This is a genomic window from Rhizobium sp. BE258 (assembly GCF_031457345.1).
In the GTDB taxonomy this organism is placed as follows: domain Bacteria; phylum Pseudomonadota; class Alphaproteobacteria; order Rhizobiales; family Rhizobiaceae; genus Rhizobium.
In genome coordinates this window covers 848200-867313 of the sequence record NZ_JAVDWL010000001.1, presented here as the reverse complement: position 1 = coordinate 867313, position 19114 = coordinate 848200, and the positions used below count along the sequence as shown (strand labels likewise).

General features: G+C 60.9%; 18 protein-coding genes. 6 read left to right on the top strand and 12 right to left on the bottom strand.

What is annotated here, in order from left to right:
• The gene (locus J2X43_RS04040) at positions 1-1044 is read left to right on the top strand and encodes a sulfate/molybdate ABC transporter ATP-binding protein (RefSeq protein WP_112388495.1); all 1044 of its coding nucleotides are present in this window, start codon (positions 1-3) and stop codon (positions 1042-1044) included.
• 126 nt (positions 1045-1170) lie between these two features.
• Here the strand turns inward: J2X43_RS04040 and ppk2 are convergent, their stop codons facing one another.
• Positions 1171-2085 carry a polyphosphate kinase 2 gene (gene ppk2 / locus J2X43_RS04035; protein ID WP_112388496.1) on the bottom strand — a complete coding sequence of 305 codons (915 nt, stop codon included), beginning with the start codon at positions 2083-2085 and terminating at the stop codon, positions 1171-1173.
• Positions 2086-2248: 163 nt separating this feature from the next.
• Here ppk2 and J2X43_RS04030 point away from each other — a divergent pair, with 163 nt between their 5' ends.
• Positions 2249-3853: an inorganic phosphate transporter gene (locus J2X43_RS04030; RefSeq protein ID WP_112388497.1), complete on the top strand. Its 1605-nt coding sequence runs from the start codon at positions 2249-2251 to the stop codon at positions 3851-3853.
• An 83-nt stretch (positions 3854-3936) separates the two neighbouring features.
• Positions 3937-5559 carry an ABC-F family ATP-binding cassette domain-containing protein gene (locus J2X43_RS04025; protein WP_112388498.1) on the top strand — a complete coding sequence of 541 codons (1623 nt, stop codon included), beginning with the start codon at positions 3937-3939 and terminating at the stop codon, positions 5557-5559.
• On the opposite strand, the gene J2X43_RS04020 is transcribed toward J2X43_RS04025, so the two are convergent.
• The 9 genes from J2X43_RS04020 to J2X43_RS03980 all read right to left on the bottom strand — a co-directional run bounded on the left by J2X43_RS04020 (position 5556) and on the right by J2X43_RS03980 (position 14605).
• Entirely contained in the window at positions 5556-6287 is a 732-nt protein-coding gene (locus J2X43_RS04020) for a metallophosphoesterase (RefSeq protein WP_112388499.1), read from the bottom strand. The genes J2X43_RS04025 and J2X43_RS04020 overlap by 4 nt on opposite strands.
• 76 nt (positions 6288-6363) lie before the next feature.
• Positions 6364-7422: an ABC transporter ATP-binding protein gene (locus J2X43_RS04015; protein WP_112388500.1), complete on the bottom strand. Its 1059-nt coding sequence runs from the start codon at positions 7420-7422 to the stop codon at positions 6364-6366.
• A gap of 4 nt (positions 7423-7426) precedes the next feature.
• Entirely contained in the window at positions 7427-8257 is an 831-nt protein-coding gene (locus J2X43_RS04010; protein WP_112388501.1) for a carbohydrate ABC transporter permease, read from the bottom strand.
• Positions 8258-8261: 4 nt separating this feature from the next.
• Positions 8262-9194, bottom strand: a complete 933-nt coding sequence (locus J2X43_RS04005; RefSeq protein ID WP_112388502.1) for a carbohydrate ABC transporter permease — start codon at positions 9192-9194, stop codon at positions 8262-8264.
• A 207-nt stretch (positions 9195-9401) separates the two neighbouring features.
• Complete coding sequence (locus tag J2X43_RS04000; protein ID WP_112388503.1) at positions 9402-10661, bottom strand: sugar ABC transporter substrate-binding protein; 1260 nt, start codon at positions 10659-10661, stop codon at positions 9402-9404.
• 44 nt (positions 10662-10705) lie between these two features.
• Complete coding sequence (locus J2X43_RS03995; RefSeq protein WP_112388504.1) at positions 10706-11872, bottom strand: PLP-dependent transferase; 1167 nt, start codon at positions 11870-11872, stop codon at positions 10706-10708.
• Entirely contained in the window at positions 11869-12591 is a 723-nt protein-coding gene (locus J2X43_RS03990) for a FadR/GntR family transcriptional regulator (protein ID WP_112388505.1), read from the bottom strand. The genes J2X43_RS03995 and J2X43_RS03990 overlap by 4 nt, the downstream gene beginning before the upstream one ends.
• Before the next feature lie 335 nt (positions 12592-12926).
• Positions 12927-13664, bottom strand: coding sequence for an SDR family oxidoreductase (locus tag J2X43_RS03985; RefSeq protein WP_112388506.1), 738 nt, complete (start codon positions 13662-13664; stop codon positions 12927-12929).
• Between the two features lie 302 nt (positions 13665-13966).
• Positions 13967-14605: a glutathione S-transferase family protein gene (locus tag J2X43_RS03980; protein ID WP_112388507.1), complete on the bottom strand. Its 639-nt coding sequence runs from the start codon at positions 14603-14605 to the stop codon at positions 13967-13969.
• A 146-nt stretch (positions 14606-14751) separates the two neighbouring features.
• Here J2X43_RS03980 and J2X43_RS03975 point away from each other — a divergent pair, with 146 nt between their 5' ends.
• The 3 genes from J2X43_RS03975 to J2X43_RS03965 all read left to right on the top strand — a co-directional run bounded on the left by J2X43_RS03975 (position 14752) and on the right by J2X43_RS03965 (position 17245).
• Positions 14752-15651 carry a LysR family transcriptional regulator gene (locus J2X43_RS03975; protein ID WP_310290988.1) on the top strand — a complete coding sequence of 300 codons (900 nt, stop codon included), beginning with the start codon at positions 14752-14754 and terminating at the stop codon, positions 15649-15651.
• Between the two features lie 90 nt (positions 15652-15741).
• Positions 15742-16377, top strand: coding sequence for a TetR family transcriptional regulator C-terminal domain-containing protein (locus tag J2X43_RS03970; protein ID WP_310290984.1), 636 nt, complete (start codon positions 15742-15744; stop codon positions 16375-16377).
• Positions 16378-16495: 118 nt separating this feature from the next.
• The gene (locus tag J2X43_RS03965) at positions 16496-17245 is read left to right on the top strand and encodes an SDR family NAD(P)-dependent oxidoreductase (protein ID WP_112388508.1); all 750 of its coding nucleotides are present in this window, start codon (positions 16496-16498) and stop codon (positions 17243-17245) included.
• A gap of 59 nt (positions 17246-17304) precedes the next feature.
• Here the strand turns inward: J2X43_RS03965 and J2X43_RS03960 are convergent, their stop codons facing one another.
• Together J2X43_RS03960 and J2X43_RS03955 are read right to left on the bottom strand one after the other, a co-directional pair.
• A complete protein-coding gene (locus J2X43_RS03960) occupies positions 17305-18177 on the bottom strand; it encodes a carbohydrate ABC transporter permease (RefSeq protein ID WP_310290981.1) in 873 nt (290 codons plus the stop codon).
• 12 nt (positions 18178-18189) lie between these two features.
• Complete coding sequence (locus J2X43_RS03955; protein WP_112388509.1) at positions 18190-19077, bottom strand: carbohydrate ABC transporter permease; 888 nt, start codon at positions 19075-19077, stop codon at positions 18190-18192.
• Between the last annotated feature and the right edge of the window lie 37 nt (positions 19078-19114).

Sequence of the window (19114 nt, the reverse complement as noted above, 5' to 3'; positions counted from 1 at the left end):
ATGGAAGTACGCGTTCAAAACATACGCAAGGAATTCGACCGGTTCCCGGCCCTGCACGACGTTTCGCTCGATATCCGCTCGGGCGAACTGATCGCGCTGCTCGGCCCTTCCGGTTCCGGCAAGACGACACTCCTTCGCCTGATCGCCGGCCTCGAAAGCCCGACCGAGGGGAAGGTTTTCTTCGGCGACGAGGATGCTTCGAAGAAGACGGTGCAGGAACGCAATATCGGTTTCGTGTTCCAGCACTATGCCTTGTTCCGCCACATGACGGTGCTCGACAACGTCGCCTTCGGCCTCAAGGTGCGTGACGGCGCCCGCCGTCCGCCGAAGGCCGAAATCCGCAAGAGGGCGCTCGAATTGCTGGATCTCGTGCAGCTCTCAGGCCTCGAAAAGCGCTATCCGGCCCAACTTTCCGGCGGCCAGCGTCAGCGCGTGGCGCTCGCCCGCGCCATGGCGGTCGAACCGAACGTGCTTTTGCTCGACGAGCCGTTCGGCGCGCTCGACGCCCAGGTGCGCAAGGATCTGCGCAAGTGGCTGCGGGAAATCCACGACCGCACTGGCCACACCACCGTCTTCGTCACCCACGATCAGGACGAAGCGATGGAGCTGGCAGACCGCGTCGTCGTCATGAGCCAGGGTGCGATCGAGCAGGTCGGCACGCCGGATGAGGTCTACGACCGTCCGAATTCGCCCTTCGTCTTCGGTTTCGTCGGCCAGTCGAACTGTTTGAACGTCAAGATCGTCGGCGGCGACATCCTGTTCGAGGGCCGGACGCTCGGCCTGAAGGCAGATGGCGAGCCGGATGGCGAGGCGCAGCTTTATTTCCGCCCGCACGATATCGAACTGCTGGACGCGAACCGCGGCGGAATCCCCGGCACGCTCGCCTCCAGCCGCCGCGTTGCGGGAACAAGGCATATCGAAATCGATATCGGCAAGGGGCACCAGCATATCGAGCTGGAAGTTCCGCCGTCGCAGACCGAAGTCCTCGACAGCAAGCACATCGCCTTCCGGCCGACGCGCTGGAAACTGTTCAGGAAGGGCTGACCCTCACTTCGTCATGCTCGGGCTTGTCCCGAGCATCTGCAACGGCTGACGTAGGGGATCGTTGGATCCTCGGCACAGCGCCGAGGATGACGGCTGCGGGCGGTGCGACCGCCCGCTCAGGCACATTCAATAGATTTCCGGCACGTACATCTCAGGCGGAACCGGTATGCGCGAATAGTCGTCGTGGCGCACGCGCGGCGGCAGGACGATATTGTCCTTCGGCACATCCGCGTAGGGGATATGCTGCAGAAGATGGGCGATCATGTTGAGGCGCGCCCGCTTCTTGTCGACGGCCTGGACCACCCACCATGGCGCTTCCGGAATATGGGTCCGGTCGAGCATCTCCTCCTTGGCCTTGGTGTATTCTTCCCAGTGCACGCGGCTTTCGAGATCCATCGGCGACAGCTTCCACTGCTTCAGCGGATCCTGGATACGCATGCGGAAGCGGAATTCCTGCTCCTCGTCGGTGATCGAGAACCAGTATTTGACGAGAATGATCCCTGAGCGAACAAGCATGCGCTCGAATTCCGGTACCGAGCGGAAGAATTCTTCCAGCTCGTCCTTGGTGCAGAAGCCCATGACGCGCTCGACGCCGGCACGGTTATACCAGCTGCGGTCGAACAGCACCATTTCGCCGGCTGACGGAAGATGCGGCGTATAGCGCTGGAAATACCACTGGTTCCGCTCGCGCTCGGTCGGCGCAGGAAGAGCGACGACGCGGCAGACGCGCGGATTGAGGCGCTGCGTGACGCGCTTGATCGCCCCGCCCTTGCCGGCGGAATCGCGGCCTTCGAACAGCACGACGACCTTGAGCTTCTTGTGCTGCACCCAGTCCTGCAGCTTCACCAGCTCATGCTGGAGGCGGAAGAGTTCGCGGAAATAGGTTTTCCGCTCCAACACGTCTTCGATGCCGCCTGGAAGGTTCTCGGCAACGAGGTCGTCAAGCCGGTCTTCCTCCATCTGCATTTCCAGTTCCTCGTCGAAACTGTCTGCAATCTCGTCCTTGATGCGGCGGAGCTGGTCGATTTCTTCCTGAGTCATGGTCCTGTCCCTTTGATCGGCGCCACATCAACAGGGTTTGACGACAGTAATGTGACAATCGCAGATGCGCGAGGCCGCAGGGCCGCGTTACCGAAAAGTTGTGTCATGCAAGCTTCATGGGCGGGACGTAGCCTTGGCTGCTTTTCCATGAAAGGACAAGGACATGGCTGATATCGCCCCCGATCACCCAATGCCTCAGTCCGGTAGCCATCCGCTGCACTCGTCGAGTGCGGGCAAATGGTTCATACCGGTCTTTCTGCTCATTCTTCTCGTCGGCCTCGGATACGTGGCCTATGCGCTCGGCCGCGACCTGACGGAAGCCGCCGCCGCCGTTCCGTGGATCCTGCTCGGACTGGCGCTGCTGATCGCGCTCGGTTTCGAGTTCGTCAACGGCTTCCACGACACGGCAAATGCCGTGGCGACCGTGATCTACACCCGTTCGATGCCCGCCGAACTGGCGGTCATCTGGTCCGGCTTCTTCAACTTCCTCGGCGTGCTGACTTCGTCGGGCGCTGTTGCCTTCGGTATCCTGGCGCTTCTGCCGGTCGAGCTCATCCTGCAGGTCGGCTCCGGCTCCGGTCTGGCGATGGTCTTCGCCCTGCTGATCGCCGCCATCGTCTGGAACCTCGGCACCTGGTATCTCGGCCTGCCGTCCTCAAGCTCGCACACGCTTGTCGGCTCGATCATCGGCGTCGGCCTTGCCAACCAGTTCCTGGCCCCGGCAGGCAGCGCCACCAGCGGTGTCGACTGGTCGCAGGCGACCAATATCGGCCTGTCGCTGCTGATCTCGCCGCTGATCGGCTTCGGCCTCTCGGCGATCCTGCTCGTCGTCATGAAGTTTCTCGTTCGCAAGAAAGAGCTTTACGAGGAGCCGAAGGGCAACCGGCCGCCGCCGCTCTGGATCCGCGCCATCCTGATCTTCACCTGCACCGGCGTCAGCTTCGCCCACGGGTCGAACGACGGTCAGAAGGGCATGGGTCTCATCATGCTGATCCTGATCGGCCTGGTGCCGACGGCCTTCGCGCTGAACCGCACGCCTGATGTCAACTACCTGGAAGCCTACAAGCAGGCCTCCGCACAGGTGGAAACGGCGCTCGGCAAATATGTGAAGCCCGGCGTCATCGTCACCGACTACAAGGCCGAGGTCAGCAATGCCGTGAAGACCAAGACCTGGACGGATGCGACGACCCCTGCCCTGCAGCAATATATCCACCAGACAAGCGCCGAAGTCGCCGCCTTCCCGACGCTGGAAGCGGTTCCGACCAATCTCGTCGGCAACGTGCGCAACGACATTTATCTGATCGGTGAAGCGCTGAAGCTGATCGACAAACAGAAGCTGCTGCCGATGGATGATGCCGACCTGCAGGCGGTGACCGGCTATCACAAGGCCGTCGACAATGCGACGAAGTTCATCCCGCTCTGGGTGAAGATCGCGGTCGCCATCGCACTCGGGCTCGGCACCATGGTCGGCTGGAAGCGCATCGTCGTCACCGTCGGCGAGAAGATCGGCAAGACGCACCTGACCTATGGACAGGGTGCCGCTGCCGAAGTCGTCGCCATGGTGACGATCGGCGCGGCCGATCATTTCGGTCTGCCGGTCTCGACGACACACGTTCTGTCGTCGGGCGTTGCCGGAACCATGGCGGCGAACGGCTCGGGCCTTCAGTGGTCGACCGTGCGCAACATGCTGATGGCCTGGGTGCTCACCCTGCCCGCCTCGATCGCCATCGCCTTCGTGCTCTTCGTCATCCTCCGTCAGGTCTTCTGAGACCTTGGCGGAAGGAAAATCGCGACAAATGCTGCGGCGCATGATAAGCGCGCCGCAACAACTTTTCAGGTACCCGCTCCTCCATGATCCGCATCGAAAATATCAGCAAGCAGAACAGCCACCGCATTCTCTACATCGAGGCGTCAGCCGCCCTGAACAAGGGCGAGAAGATCGGTCTCGTCGGCCCGAACGGCGCCGGCAAGACGACGCTGTTCCGGATGATCACCGGCGAGGAAATCCCCGACGAAGGGCAGATCTCTGTCGAAAAGGGCATGACCGTTGGTTATTTCAACCAGGATGTCGGCGAGATGTCCGGCCGCAGCGCCGTTGCCGAAGTTATGGAAGGTGCCGGCCCGGTCAGCGAAGTCGCTGCCGAGCTGCGCGATCTCGAGGCGGCGATGTCCGACCCCGACCGCATGGACGAGATGGATGCCATCATCGAGCGTTATGGCGAAGTGCAGGCTCGCTACGAGGAGCTTGACGGCTACGCGCTTGAAGGCCGTGCTCGCGAAGTGCTCGATGGCCTGAGCTTCACGCAGGAAATGATGGACGGCGATGTCGGCGCGCTTTCGGGCGGCTGGAAGATGCGCGTGGCGCTCGGCCGCATCCTCTTGATGCGCCCCGACGTGATGCTGCTCGACGAACCGTCGAACCATCTCGATCTCGAAAGCCTGATCTGGCTCGAGGACTTCCTGAAGAATTATGACGGCGCGCTGCTGATGACCTCGCACGACCGCGAATTCCTCAACCGCATCGTCACTAAGATCATCGAGATCGACGCCGGTTCGCTGAACACCTATTCCGGCGACTACGGTTTCTACGAGAACCAGCGGGCGCAGAACGAAAAGCAGCAGCTGGCGCAGTTCGAACGCCAGCAGGCGATGCTTGCCAAGGAAATCAAGTTCATCGAGCGCTTCAAGGCCCGCGCCTCGCATGCCGCACAGGTGCAGAGCCGCGTGAAGAAGCTCGACAAGATCGAACGCGTCGAGCCGCCGCGCCGCCGCCAGACCGTCGCCTTCGAATTCCTGCCGGCGCCGCGCTCGGGCGAAGATGTCATCAACATCAAGAACGTGCACAAGAAATACGGCAGCCGCAGCATCTATGAAGGCCTGGACTTCATGGTCCGCCGCAAGGAGCGCTGGTGCATCATGGGCGTCAACGGCGCCGGAAAATCAACGCTGCTGAAGCTGGTCACCGGCTCAACCGAACCGGATCAGGGCAGCGTGGCGCTCGGCGCCAGCGTCAAACTCGGCTATTTCGCCCAGCACGCCATGGATATCCTCGACGGCGAGCGCACGGTTCTCGAATGGCTTGAAGATTCCTTCCCGCTCGCGGGCCAGGCGCCGCTGCGCGCGCTCGCCGGCTGCTTCGGTTTCTCGGGCGACGATGTCGAGAAGAAGTGCCGCGTTCTCTCCGGCGGCGAAAAAGCGCGTCTGGTCATGGCCAAGATGCTGTTCGACCCGCCGAACCTCTTGGTTCTCGACGAGCCGACCAACCACCTCGACCTCGACACCAAGGAAATGCTGATCAAGGCGCTCGCCGATTACGAAGGCACCATGCTCTTCGTCTCGCACGACCGCCATTTCCTGGCAGCACTCTCCAATCGGGTGCTGGAACTGACGCCGGACGGCATCCACCAGTATAGCGGCGGCTATACCGAATATGTCGAGCGCACCGGCCAGGAAGCGCCGGGGCTGCGGAGCTAAGTCCGGACGCTGAGCGAGATCGTATGGTGGCGAAAATGTCCCCGATCGATCTCGCAAACCGCGAAAGAAGGGGCGTCGGTCAGCAGAGGCGCTGACCGGCTGCCAAGCACAAGCGGATTGGGCTCGCAAAGAGAACCACAGATATAGACCGGTGTTCTGCCAATTCTGCCAGAAATCGGCCGATGGACGTGGCCGCAGACTACCGCCAGCACACCCGAGCCCGCGTTTTCGAGAACCTCTGCAAACGCATCCGAATTTCGGCACATCACCGCGTCCAACGGCACGATACCCGTCTCGATGGGTGGTTGATGCATGAAGATGACGGACGGACGCCCTGGCTCCAGCGCGCGCTGCAGCCAATCGCAGTGCGGAGCTGCGTCTCCGTGGCTAGCCCCGGGCACGGTGACATCGAGCCCCAGGCATGTCAGACCTGCCAGATCACGGCTAAAATGCATCGGCTGGCTGGCGGCACAGAACTCCACCAATTCTTGATGCATCATGTCCCGGCAATCGCTGTTTCCGGGGATGACATGCACGGGGCAACTCATGGTCCGCAAAATAGCGCCGATCGTCTTGTAGCCCTCCTGCCAATCATCATCGACGAGATCCCCCGTGATGACGAGGAGATCTGGTCGCAGACCGTGGAGCCACTCGGCAACCTTGGCCAGCCGGTCGAGGCCTTCAGAACCCGGAGTCGCATGGATGTCGGATATCTGCGCCAAAAGCATCGAACTCTCCGATTACTCAAAATCGGAGAGTGCAACATGCGTCTCGGAGCTGCAACTGCAAGAGCAGCGAGCGGCCTCAGCTCGCCCGGTTGCCTGCCTCATCGAAGATATGCAGATGCTCTGCCGGGAAGGTCACGTTGACCTTCGGTCCTGCAGTCAGCGCTTCGCGGTTGAGCGTGAAGACCTTGAATGGCAGGCCGTGCAGCGACAGGTGCAGGATGATACCGAAGCCTGTGGGTTCGATGAGTTCGACATCGGCGCTCATGCCGGCGCCGCCTGAGGACATGACGACGTGTTCCGGGCGGATGCCGAGGGTGATCTTCGAGCCATTGGCAAGCGACAGCGGCGAAAGCAGCGGGACGACCGTGCCATCCTTCAGCTTTGCGCCACCATTCTCGTAGCTTGCCTCCAGGAAATTCATGCCGGGCGAGCCGATGAAGCCGGCGACGAAGAGATTGGCCGGGCGATCGTAGAGTTCGAGCGGGCTGCCGACCTGCTGGACGACGCCGCCATGCATGGCGACGATGCGGTCGGCGAGCGTCATTGCTTCGATCTGGTCATGGGTGACGTAGATCGAGGTCGCCTTCAGATCACCGTGCAGTTTCTTGATTTCAGCGCGCATCTGTTCGCGGAGGCGGGCGTCGAGGTTCGACAGCGGCTCGTCGAACAGGAAGGCCTTCGGCTGGCGGACGATGGCGCGGCCCATGGCGACGCGCTGGCGCTGGCCGCCAGAGAGAGCCTTCGGGCGGCGTTCCAGCAGCGGGTCGAGGCCGAGCTTCGAGGCGGCGGAGCCGACGGCGCTGGCAATCTTTTCCTTGGCCGTCTTCCTGAGCTTCAGGCTGTAGCTCATGTTGCCCGCGACATTCATGTGCGGATAGAGCGCGTAGGACTGGAACACCATGGCGATGTCGCGGTCCTTCGGATGCAGCTCGTTGACGCGGTTTCCGGCAATGCGGATCTCGCCGCCGGTAACCTCTTCCAGGCCGGCGATCATGCGCAACAGCGTGGACTTGCCGCAGCCGGACGGGCCGACGAGGACGACGAATTCGCCGTCCTTGATCTCGAGGTCGACGTCGTGCAGCACCTGCACATGGCCGTAAGCTTTCTTGACGTTCTTGATATCGATCGATGCCATGTGCCTAACCCTTGACCGCGCCGGCCGTCAGGCCCTGCACGAGATAACGTTGGATGAGCAGGAAGAAGAGGCCGGCCGGAATGAGCGCCATAACGCCCGCCGCCATCATCTGCCCGAAATCCACGGAGAATTTCGAGACGAAGGTGAGAAGCCCGACCGGGAAGGTCGCCGCGTCGTTGCCGTTGATCAGCATCAGCGCGAAGAGCAGCTCGCTCCAGGCCGCGGTGAAGACGAAGCCGAGCGTCGCCGCGATCCCCGGCAGCGTCAGCGGCAGGATGATCTGCCGGAACGCCGTGAACTGGGTGGCGCCGTCGATCATCGCCGCTTCTTCGAGATCCTTCGGAATGCCGTCGAAGAAGGACTGCATCAGGAAGGTGGCGAAGGGCACGTTGAAGGCGGTGTAGACGATGACGAGACCCGTCAGGCTGTTGGTCAGATGCAGCGGCGTCAGGATCTTGAAGATCGGTGCGACCAGCATGACGAGCGGGAACATCTGGGTCAAAAGCATCAGCGCCACGATCCAGTATTTGGCGCGGAAATTGAAGCGCGATAGGGCATAGCCCGACAGCGAGGCGCAGATCGTCACGGTGATCGCCGTCGAACCCGAGACGATCAGGCTGTTCTTGAAGAAGGTCGGGAAGGCACTGTGCTGCAACACGAAGGAATAGTGCTCCCAGGTCGTGCGCGATGGCCACATGCGCACGCCTTCCGAATAGAGAAGATCGTTCGGCGTGACAGAGACCTTCAGCAGCCAGTAGAGCGGGAACAGCGCGAAGGCGATGTAGCAGAGGATCGCCAGACGATGCGCGACGGTGGGGATGATGGATCGCTTCATGGTCTCAATCCTTGTTCAGCAGCGTCTGCCGCAGCAGGATGATCAGCATAGAATAGGCAAGCAGCAGGGCCAGCAGCACCAGCGCGATCGCCGAGGCATAGCCGAAATCCAGTCGCTTGAAGGCCTGGGTGAAGATGTAGCTGGCGACGATCTGCGTGCGATCGGCCGGGCCGCCGCCGGTCATGACGACGATCAGATCGGCGAAATTGGAGATCCAGACTGTGCGGAGAAGCACGGTAATGGCGATGGTCGGCGCCAGGAACGGCAGGGTGATCGAGCCGAAGCGCTGGAACCAGCCGGCTCCGTCGATGGAAGCCGCCTCGTAAAGATCGCGCGGGATCGCCTGCAGGGCAGCAAGCAGCGTGATCGCAAAGAACGGAATGCCCCACCAGACATTGGCGATGATCGGGCCCCACATCGCATATTGCGGATCGGAGAGGATATTGCCCGGCTCGCTCATAAGACCCATTGCGTAAAGCCAATGCGGGATCGGGCCGATGACAGGATTGAAGAGCCACGCCCAGTTGAGGCCGGCTAGGAAGGACGGCACTGCCCAGGGCAGGAAGACCAGCGCCTGGACGATGCCCCTGCCCCAGAACGGTTTGTCGAGCAGCAGCGCCAGGATGAGGCCGAAGGCAAATTGCAGGATGACGGAAGCCCCGGTCCACCACAGGGTATTCTTCAGCGCGCCGTAGAAGGCGGCATCCTTGGAGAGTTCGCGGAAATGCTCGATGCCGATGAAGCCGCCCGAGAACGGGTTCAGCAGCTGGATATCGCGAAACGCATAGGAGATGCCGATCACGAGCGGCACCATCATGACCCCGATAATGAGGATCAGCGAAGGCGCGCTGTAAAGATATGGCTCGGAGGCATCGGCGAGACGCTTCAGCCACGGCCTGCGGTCGCGGCGCCTGTGCGTATCGGCGGTCATGGTCATCGGTGGTCGGCTTTCCGTGTGTTTATACCATTGACCTGCGGCATGCGCGGCCCCCTCATCCGGCCCGAATGGGCCACCTTCTCCCCCCCTTCGATAAACTCAGGAGGGAGAAGGGAACGAGAGGTCACCGCATACTTCCCTTCTCCCCAGCGGGGAGAAGGTGCCGGCAGGCGGATGAGGGGCTCCGGGTAAGGAGCCCGCCTTTACTTACTTCTTCGCCAGGAACTTCTGCTGAGCCTTGGTCAGGTAATCAGCCCACTGGTCAGCCAGATCCTTCGGCGAGATATCGCCGAGGAGGGCCTGCTGCGAGGTCTTGATCGCCAGCGAATCCTTGAAGAAGGCGAATTCTTCGAGGTAAGTCGGCATCACCGTCGGGACAGTATCCTTGTCGGCGAGTTCCTGGAACCAGCCCTTGAACTGATCACCGGCGTAGAACGGATCCTTTTCGGCTGCCGTATAGGCCGGCAGAGCGCCGATCTTCTTGTTCCACTCGATGTTGCCGTCAGGGCTTTCGAGAGTTTCGATCAGCTTCCAGGAAAGGTCCTTGTTCTGGCTCGTCGTGAACATCGACCAGCCGGCATAGCCGATGGTCGGGAACGACTTGCCATCGGGGCCCTTCGGCAGCGGCATGACGCCGAAGTCTTCGGCCTTCATGCGCTCGGCAATGGCGATCAGAGCGTCCGGATCCTGATCGAGGAATGCGCAGGTGCCGGAGTAGAAGCCGGCGACGACTTCGTTGAAGCCCCAGTTGACGCTATCCTTCGGCGCGTAGCCCTTCTTGTAGAGATCGACCATCCATTCCAGACCCTTTGCCCAGCCTTCGCTGTTCATGGTCGAGGTGCCGTCGTCGTTGAAATACTTGTTGGATCCGGCCATCGAAGCGGCGAAGATCATCCAGCCGTTCAGACCGCCCGGGCCGCCGCGCATGCAGTAGCCGTACTTGCCCGAAATCTTGGAGACGGCTTCGGAAGCCTTGGTGAACTCCTCCATCGTCTTCGGCGGTTCTTTCACACCAGCTTCGGCAAGCAGCTTCTTGTTATAGAACATGGCGCGCAGATAGAAGCCGTAGGGCAGCATGTATGCGGTCTTCTTGACGTCGCGGCCGAGCTCGAGCGCGCGCGGGGTCAGGTCCTTTGTGTGCTCCCACTTGGCGAGATAGGGCTCGAGGCTTTCGAGCATGCCGTTATTGCCATAGAGCGACAGCCAGGTATCCGGCATTTCCATGACGTCAGGCGTATCGCCTGCCGATACCATAGTCGCGAATTTCTGGAAGGCTTCGTTCCAGGGCAGCGAGATGATCTCGACCTTGGTGCCCGGATTGGCGGCTTCGAACTTGCCGACGATCGACTTCAGCGTTTCGGTACGTTCCGGGCTGGTGATGACCTCGACGAGTTTCAGCGTCGTGTCGGCGAAGGCCGTTCCTGCCATCATGGTGGCGAAGAGCGTTGCGGTTATCAGTCTTTTCATGCTCAGTTCCCCTTTTGTTGAAGGTGTTTCTCTCACTATTGTCGTCACGAAGCGGCGGCGAGCGCCTCTTCGATGTCTCTCCACAGCGCCTCGGTCCCTTCGAGGCCGACATGGAGACGTACGGACCGCGCATGAATGCCAAAGGTATGCGCGGAGTTCGGTTGCGCTTTCTGCTGAAGCACCACCTCGCCCGGTACGATCAGGCTTTCGTGTCCACCCCAGCTCACGCCCAGTTTGAAGAGCTTGAGGTGATCGGCGAAGGCGCGGATATCGACGCCTTCGCGGAAGATGAAGGAGAACAGGCCCGACGTGCCGTTGAGGCCAGCCGGCAGGCGGTTCGCGAGGCCCGGATGGCAGACCTGCTCGACAACGTCGAGCGCCTGCAGCCGCTGAGCAATGGTCATCGCCGCAGTCTCGTGCGCTTTCATGCGGATCGGCAGCGTGCGCAACCCGCGGATCAACAGCCAGGCATCGAAGGGCGACAGCTTGCCGCCGAGATAGGGATAGGCCTCAGCCTTGATGCGGGCGATCATGTCCTTGGAGCCCGCGACGACACCGGCGACCACGTCGCTGTGACCGCCGAGATATTTCGAGGCCGAATGGATGACGAGATCGACACCCAGGGTGATCGGCCGCTGGAAGATCGGGCTTGCCCAGCTGTTGTCGATCATGGTGACGACGCCGTGCTTTTTCGCAAGCGCCGCCAGCGCGCCGACATCATGGGCTTCCATCACCCAGCTGGTCGGGCTTTCCATGTAGAAGACCTTGGCGCCCGGGAGCGCCTTGGCGACTTCTTCCTCGTCGCGGCCATCGACATAGGTCACCTCGACCTTCATCCGCTTCAAGATGGTGCCGAACAGGCGGAAGGCATCGGGATAGACATGCTTGACGGCGACGATGCGGTCGCCCGGCTCGACGAAGGAGAGCACCGCCGACGAGATCGCCGCCATGCCGCTTGCAAAACCGAGCGCATCTTCTGCGCCCTCGAGCTTTGCCAGCATCTCCTCGAACATGCGCACTGTCGGGTTCAAGCCGCGCGTATAGATCGGCCGCACCTTCTCGCCGCGATAGGAGGCGATCATGTCGTCGTAATCGGAGAAGGTGAAAAGCGATGTCTGAAAAATCGGCGGCACCACTGCTTCGGCAAAATTGCCGTCGTCATGGGCGGTGATCAGCGAAGCGAGTTCGATCGGATCGAGCGAGTTGCTCATTTGGACATTTCCTTGATGTCTTCCTCGACAACGTCGAGAATCTTCAGTGTTTCCTCGCGCGCCGCCTGGGGGTCCTGTGCGGCGATCGCGTTGAAAAGCGTGCGGTGGAACGGAAAGGACCGGCGGGCGAAGTCCTGCCGGTCGAATGGATGGGTCCAGAAACGGACGAAGGTCTCGCGCATCTGCTCCAGAAGCTGGCCGAACATCGGATTATGCGTCGCGTCATAGACCGCCATGTGGAATGCCAGATCCTCCGGACCCGACGTGCCCTTGGCGATATGGACGCGCTCCATCTCGTTCAGTTTCTCTTCGATATTCACGAGGTCACTGGCCGTGCGCTTGCGGGCCGCCACCATCGCCGCCTCGCATTCGATGCCGCGGCGAACCTCCAGCGTCTGCAGCAGCGCATCGCGCAGATTGGCGCCCTCGAAGGAGAGCGGAACATGAATGGTCGCCTTCGAAACCGGTTTCAGCAGGTAGGTACCGCTGCCCTTGCGGGTTTCGATGACGCCGAGCGCCTGGAAGTGGCGGATGGCTTCGCGGATGGTGGAACGGCCAACGGCCAGGGCAGACATAAGCTCGCGCTCGGCCGGCAGGCGGTCGCCCGCCTTCAGCTTCGCATCCTCGACATAATGCGCCAGCGCCTCAGTCACCTGACGCGCACGGTCGATCGCCGGAAGCGGCCGGATCACCGGCCTGTCGCTCACATTTGCCTTCATGGTTCCCCATTTTTCTTGTCAGGCAGTCGACCTTAAATTGGTCTGACATCTTAGCATTTCCCAAGAAACTTTCGCCGTCAAGGGCAGAAGCTGTTCGCCATGATGTCTGTTGAGAAATTGACCGCAGCCGGAAATCCACCGCATAGCCAGAAGCAAATTATGCAAATGATTTTATTTGATTTTTTCCGATGAACTTTTCCACAGGGGATGGCATCGGCTTGCGAGCGAGGCAGGTTGCCGGGCAACTGCGCCGCTTGTGAGCGCCTCAAAACCGAGACCTCATAGATCGGAAGCGCCAGAAAAGCGGGCGGACCATTGGCCCGCCCGCATCATGCTTAGTACTGGGCGACACCGCCATCGACGTCGAGTTGGACGCCGGTGATGAACGCGCTGTCGTCGGATGCGAGGAACACGGCCGTCTTGCCCATATCGTCGGGCGTGCCCATGCGACCGAGCGGGATCGTCGCGGTGATTCCCTCGTAAGCCTCGGCCGGGATCAACCCCGAAAGACCAGGCGTCACGGTATGACCCGGGCTCAAGACGTTGATGCGGAAACCGCGCTCCTTCGTGTCGATGATCCAGCCGCGAACGAGACTGCGGATGGCCGCCTTGGTCGAAGAATAGACCGACATGTTCGGGATGCCCTTCGATGCCGCAATGGATCCCGTCAGGATTACGGACGCACCGTCGCGCAAGACCGGCAAGGCCTTCTGGAAAGCGAAGAGAAGACCGCGCACGTTGGTATTGTAGGTCTTGTCGAAATGCTCTTCGGTGATGTCGCCGAACTTCATGAACTCGTAGAAGCCGGCATTGAGGACGAGAGTGTCGATCTGGCCGCTATTCTTCTTCACGATCTCGTAGAGCTTATCGAGATCGCCGAGCTTCGACGCGTCGGCTTGCACCGCGATGGCGCCGTGGCCAATCACCGCGACAGCCTTGTCCAGTTCGCTTTGACGGCGGCCGGTGATGTAGACAAGTGCACCTTCCGCAGCGAACTGCTTTGCGATGCCCAGCCCGATGCCGGCGCTGCCGCCGGTCACAACGGCAACCTTGCCATCCAACTTCTTGCTCATGGAATTATGATCTGCTGGACCCGCGCTTGCCGACTGTTCAGTCTTTCACGCGGGATGGCACCCGGCGGGTGCCTGCCAATCAGATAAATTCAGCAAAAGCTGCGTTGTAGACGCCAAACTCGACTATAGATTATTCCATAATGGAATGCGCCTGAACTCTCTGCACCTTCGCAGGACGATCTCTCAATACGCCAAAAGGCGCGCGCCGTCGCCGGGCACGCGCCTTGTGTTCTTTGATTGCAAACCGTCAGTCAAGGACGATCCTGACTAGGAAAGACCGGCCCGATCTGCTTTCGAAGCAATCATGTCGCAGGAACCAATGCCGTGACTTTCTCGATCGCGCGTTTGACCGCAGGACGGGCATCAATCTCGCCGTACCAGCGCGCGATGTTTGGTGTCCTCTCGAAGTCAATGCCTGCAAATTCGCGGCGCCATAGCCATCCGAAATGCACGATGTCGGCGATCGTGAACTGGTCTCCGGCAACAAATTTGCGCTCGTGAAGCACGCCTTCGAGCACGGCGAGGACGCGTTCAGCCTCTGTCTGGAACCTTGCGATCGCCAATGGGATCTGCTCGGCGGCTTGCCGCTTGAAGAAGCCGAGTTGCCCAAAGGCTGGGCCAATTCCGGTCAGATGAAAGAAAATCTGTTCGAAGACACGGGCGCGGCCTGCGCCATCGCCCGGAAGCAGCCTTCCCGTCTTTTCAGCAAGATAGACGAGGATCGCCCCGGATTCACTGACGGTGATGGGCTCCCCATCGGGGCCATCGCTATCGATCAACAGAGGAACCTTGCCATTGGGGTTGATGGCCAGGTAGTCCGGCAGTTTCTGCTCGCCCTTGCGGACGTTGATAGGCTTGAGCTCATAAGCAAGCCCGAGCTCTTCAAGGGCGATAGGCACGCGAACACTGTTGGGCGTCGCAAAGGCATAGACTTCGATCATCGTGGTTTCCACTCTGGAGAATTGATGGGGATGCTGCCGCATCGAGCACCGCGCATTATTTGCGCGCGTGGACTTGACGGGGGAAGCCGCGATGGAGACATATGCATCATTCCAAGGAGGAATGGCCCATGAACCGGCTCGCTGCCATGGACGCCTTTGTGCGCGTCGTCGATACCGGATCATTCACCGGTGCCGCGCGGCAGTTGCGTGTCGGGCAGCCGGCAATTTCCAAAATGATCGCTCAACTGGAAGAACGCGTCGGCACCAGGCTGCTGTTGCGGACGACGCAAGGCCTGATGCCCACGGAGGCGGGCGAGAATTTTTATGAACACGCCAAGCGCGCTGTCGAAGAGGCCGACGAGGCCGAGGCCAAGGCGCGGGGCTCAGGTGCCGCTCTCAACGGCCGGCTGCGGATCAGCGGCGCGGTGACATTCATGCGGCTCCACGTGGTTCCCCACTTGCCAAAATTCCTGGCCATGCACCCCGATCTCGATATCGAAGTATTCATGGACGATCGCAACGTCGATCTTGTCGAAGCCGGTATCGACATCGCTCTGCGAATGGGAGATCTGCAGGATTCATCGCTGACCGCCCGCAAGGTCGGACAGAGCCCGCGCGTCGTGGTCGCCTCACCGGAGTATTTTGAAAGCCACGGTGAGCCCACCTCTCCTGCGGAACTGGGGGCACATCAAGCCGTCGTCTACGATCTGCGCAGCGGCGGCACTGTCTGGAACTTCAGCCAGGGGCCGGTTCAAAGCGCCGTGACCATCAAGGAGCGCATCCGGTTGACCGCAGCCGAGGGTGTTCGCGAAGCGGTCTTTGCCGGAATGGGACTGGCCGTCGCCTCTGAATGGATGTTCGCGCCCGAACTGGCCTCCGGCAAGGTCCGGCGCGTCCTCCAGGACTGGGATCTTCCGCCCATCGATCTCTGGGCGGTCTTCCCGAGCGGACGCACGGCGAGTAGCAAAGCGAGAACCTTCGCCGACTTTATCAGGAGCGAACTCGCTTCCGAATTCAGCACCGATGACGACGGCGGAGCGGATTGACGATGCCTGCGCCGAGCTCCATGCGGTAGCCTAGGCCAAGGCGCATTGCCGTCATTGAGGCGCGAGACCCAATGGCTCCCAGCGCAGCCCTTGCCGCCGCTCATTGACGAGCTGCGCCGGTCTCATCATATTGCAGCGATGGCGAAGCTGTCGAACCGCGAAAAAATTCTGAGGGAAGGCCTTAAGGTCGTCGACGAGGTCGGCTTCTCGTCCGCCTCGGTGCGCAGCATTGTCAGCGCAGCTGGCGTGCCCCTGGGCTCCTTCACCAATCATTTCGTTTCCAAGGAAGCGTTCGGGCTCGAGATCGTCGAGCTCTATTTCGCCAACAGCCAGAATGTCGTGCTCGATACGCTGCGCAACGATGCGAAGCCGCCATTGATGCGGCTTCGGGAATACATTGCCGGCAGCCGTTCGAAGGGAAGCTGCGGCGGCCCTCTCGGGGGCCTGCTCGGCAACTTCATTGCCGAAACCGGCGTGGCTGGCGATGCCATACGTCAGCGCGTCAACGAGATCGTCGCTGGCCTCACCGATGCAGTCGCCTATTGCATCGAGGCGGCCGTCAAGGCCGGAGAAGTGGCCCCGGATATCGATTGCCGGCAGGTCGCCGGGTTCATCGTCTCCTCGCATCAGGGAGCGGTGCTGCTTAGCAAATCTCAGCGCAGCCCGGAGCCGATCGAACGGCTTGAAACGGTGCTCTTCTCGATCGTGCTGCGCCCGCTCCACTGACCATCTCCGCACAGAAGCATAGTGTACGATCGTACATTTTTGTTGACACCCATAAATGTACGTACGTACATATTATTCACCTTGCGCGATTTCCGCCGAGGCTTGAAAGGGTTTTCCAATGTCTGCTCCTGTTGTTTTGATCACCGGTGCGCTTACCGGTATAGGCCGCGCGACGGCGATTGCTTTTGGCCGCGATGGCGCCCGCCTTGTGGTTTCCGGCCGCCGCGACGAACTGGGCCGCGAGCTTGTCGAGCAACTCCGCGCCATGGGCGCCGAGGCCGAATTTGTTCGTGCCGATGTCCGCCATGACCAAGAAGTCGAGTCGCTCATCGACCAGACAGTGGCCCGCTTCGGCCGTCTCGACGTCGCCGTCAACAATGCCGGCACCGAAGGTGCGTTCGGGCCGGTAACGGCGCAGACTGCCGAAACTTACGCGGCGACCTTCGACACCAATGTGCTGGGCACCCTGCTCAGCATGAAGCATGAGTTGCGTGTGATGAAGGAGCAGGGAACCGGCAGCATCATCAACGTGTCCTCTGTGCTGGGCAAGGTTGGAACACCGAACGGATCCGTCTATGTCGCCAGCAAGCACGCGGTGGAAGGGCTGACGAAATCGGCGGCCCTCGAGGTCGCAACCACGGCCATTCGCGTCAATGCCGTGGCACCCGGCCCTATCCAGACCGGCTTCCTTGACCGCTTGACGGGCGGATCGGATGACCGTCTCGATTACCTGAAGTCATATGTGCCGATGCGCCGTCTCGGCCATTCGGAAGAAGTGGCGGCGGCGATTGTCTTCCTGGCGTCGCCGCAGGCCTCTTTCCTGACCGGCCACTCGCTTGCCGTCGATGGCGGCAAGCTTGCGGGCTGATGCTCAGCGCGCTCTTCAGTAGCTGGAGAAGGGCGGCAGCATCCTCGCCGCTCTTCTCGTCACTTGCCGACCCCTTGGCTCAGGCCACGGACGAATTGTCGTGAGAACACTACGTAGAGAACGACGAGAGGCAGAATCCCGAGTGTGAGTGCAGCAAGCAGTGCCGGATAGTCGCTGAGAAATTGCCCGACGAACTGCTGGACGCCAAGCGTCACTGTCTGGTTGCTGCGGCCGGGCGACAGGATCAGCGGGAACCAGAGGTCGTTCCAGACGGGCAGCATCGTCAGCGTGGCAACAGCTGCAAGGCCGGGCTTCACCACCGGCAGGACGATCAGGAATGTCCGGAATTCCCCTGCCCCGTCCATGCGTGCCGCTTCCTTTATCTCGGTCGGCACCGTGCGGAAATACGCCATCATCAGCGTCACCGCGATCGGCACGCTCATTGCGGTATAGACCAGGACCAGTGCCGTCAGCGTATCGACCAGCCGCCATGCGATCATGATCTCGAGGATCGGAACGGTGCCGAGGCGGATCGGCAGCATGATGCCGACCACGAAAAGCCCGGCGATCACGGGCGTGATCTTCAGGCGGTATTCCACCAGGCCGTAGGCAGCCAGCGCCGAAAAAACCACCGTCAGTACGATCGTCGAGACGGTGACGACAAGGCTGTTACGGTAGTTCAAGAAAAAATTGCCGCGGGTGAAGACCCGGATATAGCCGTCGACGCTGAAAGTCTTGACGGTCGGCAGATCGAAGGGGCCGCCAAAGATCGCCGGTGTCGTCTTGAAGGAATTCAGGATGACGATGAAGATCGGGCCGAGGGCCAGGAGCACGAAGAAGATCAGCAATCCGTGGACGACGATGCGATCGAGCACCATGCGCTGGCGGCTGGAGCCGTAGAAGCTGGCACTGAGTTTGGCTGACGATGACATCTCTGCTGTTCCTCAGACTTGGTGCGCTTGCAGCCGTCGCTGGACCAGCCAGAAATAGGCGGCAGTGACGAGAAGAATGATGACGAAGATCACCGTTGCGACGGTCGCTCCGAGATCCAGATCGGCCACCTGGCCACTGGACCCGAAAAAGGTGCGGTAGAACAGCGTCCCGAGAATATCCGTGCTGTAGTTCGGGCCTGGTGCTGCGCCATTCAGCGCGAAGACCAGATCAAAGCCGTTGAAAGTCCAGATATAGGTGAGGATGACGATCAGACCGAATTGCGGCGCAATCAGCGGGAACTTGATCGCCCAGAAGATTCGCCAGTTTCCGGCACCATCGATCCGCGCCGCCTCGACGACATCCTCCGGAACAGCAAGCAGCGCGCTGTAGAGGAACAGCATCGGAATGCCGACATATTGCCAGACCGACATCAGAGAGATCGTCGGCAGTGCCGTCAGTTCGTTGCCGAGTAGCGGAAAGCCGACCAGTCCCCAAAGCGGATTGATGATCAGGCGCCAGATGAAGCCGACGATGACGACGGAGAGCGTCGCGGGGATAAAGAGCAGCGTGCGGTAGACGCCTTCGGAACGGTTCAGCAGACCGGAGGTGAGCAAACCCGCCATCAAAAGGCCGATCGGCACTTCGACCACCAGATGGATGATGAAATATTCGAAATTGTTCAGCAGCGCGTTCCAGAAACGCGCGCTCGTGACCGGATGGGTGAAGAGGTAATAATAGTTTTCCAGCCCGACGAAGACGCGCCCGGCCTGACCATCCGTATCGAAGAAGCTCATGACGATCGAGGCGATGAGCGGCAGGACGGCGAAAGCGAGATAGATTGCGAGCGCTGGCAGCACAAAAAGGAAAAGGCTCCAGCGAGCCGTCGCAGGACGTGTCACCCGGTATCTCCGTAGTCTGGTCGCCAGCTGATGCCGG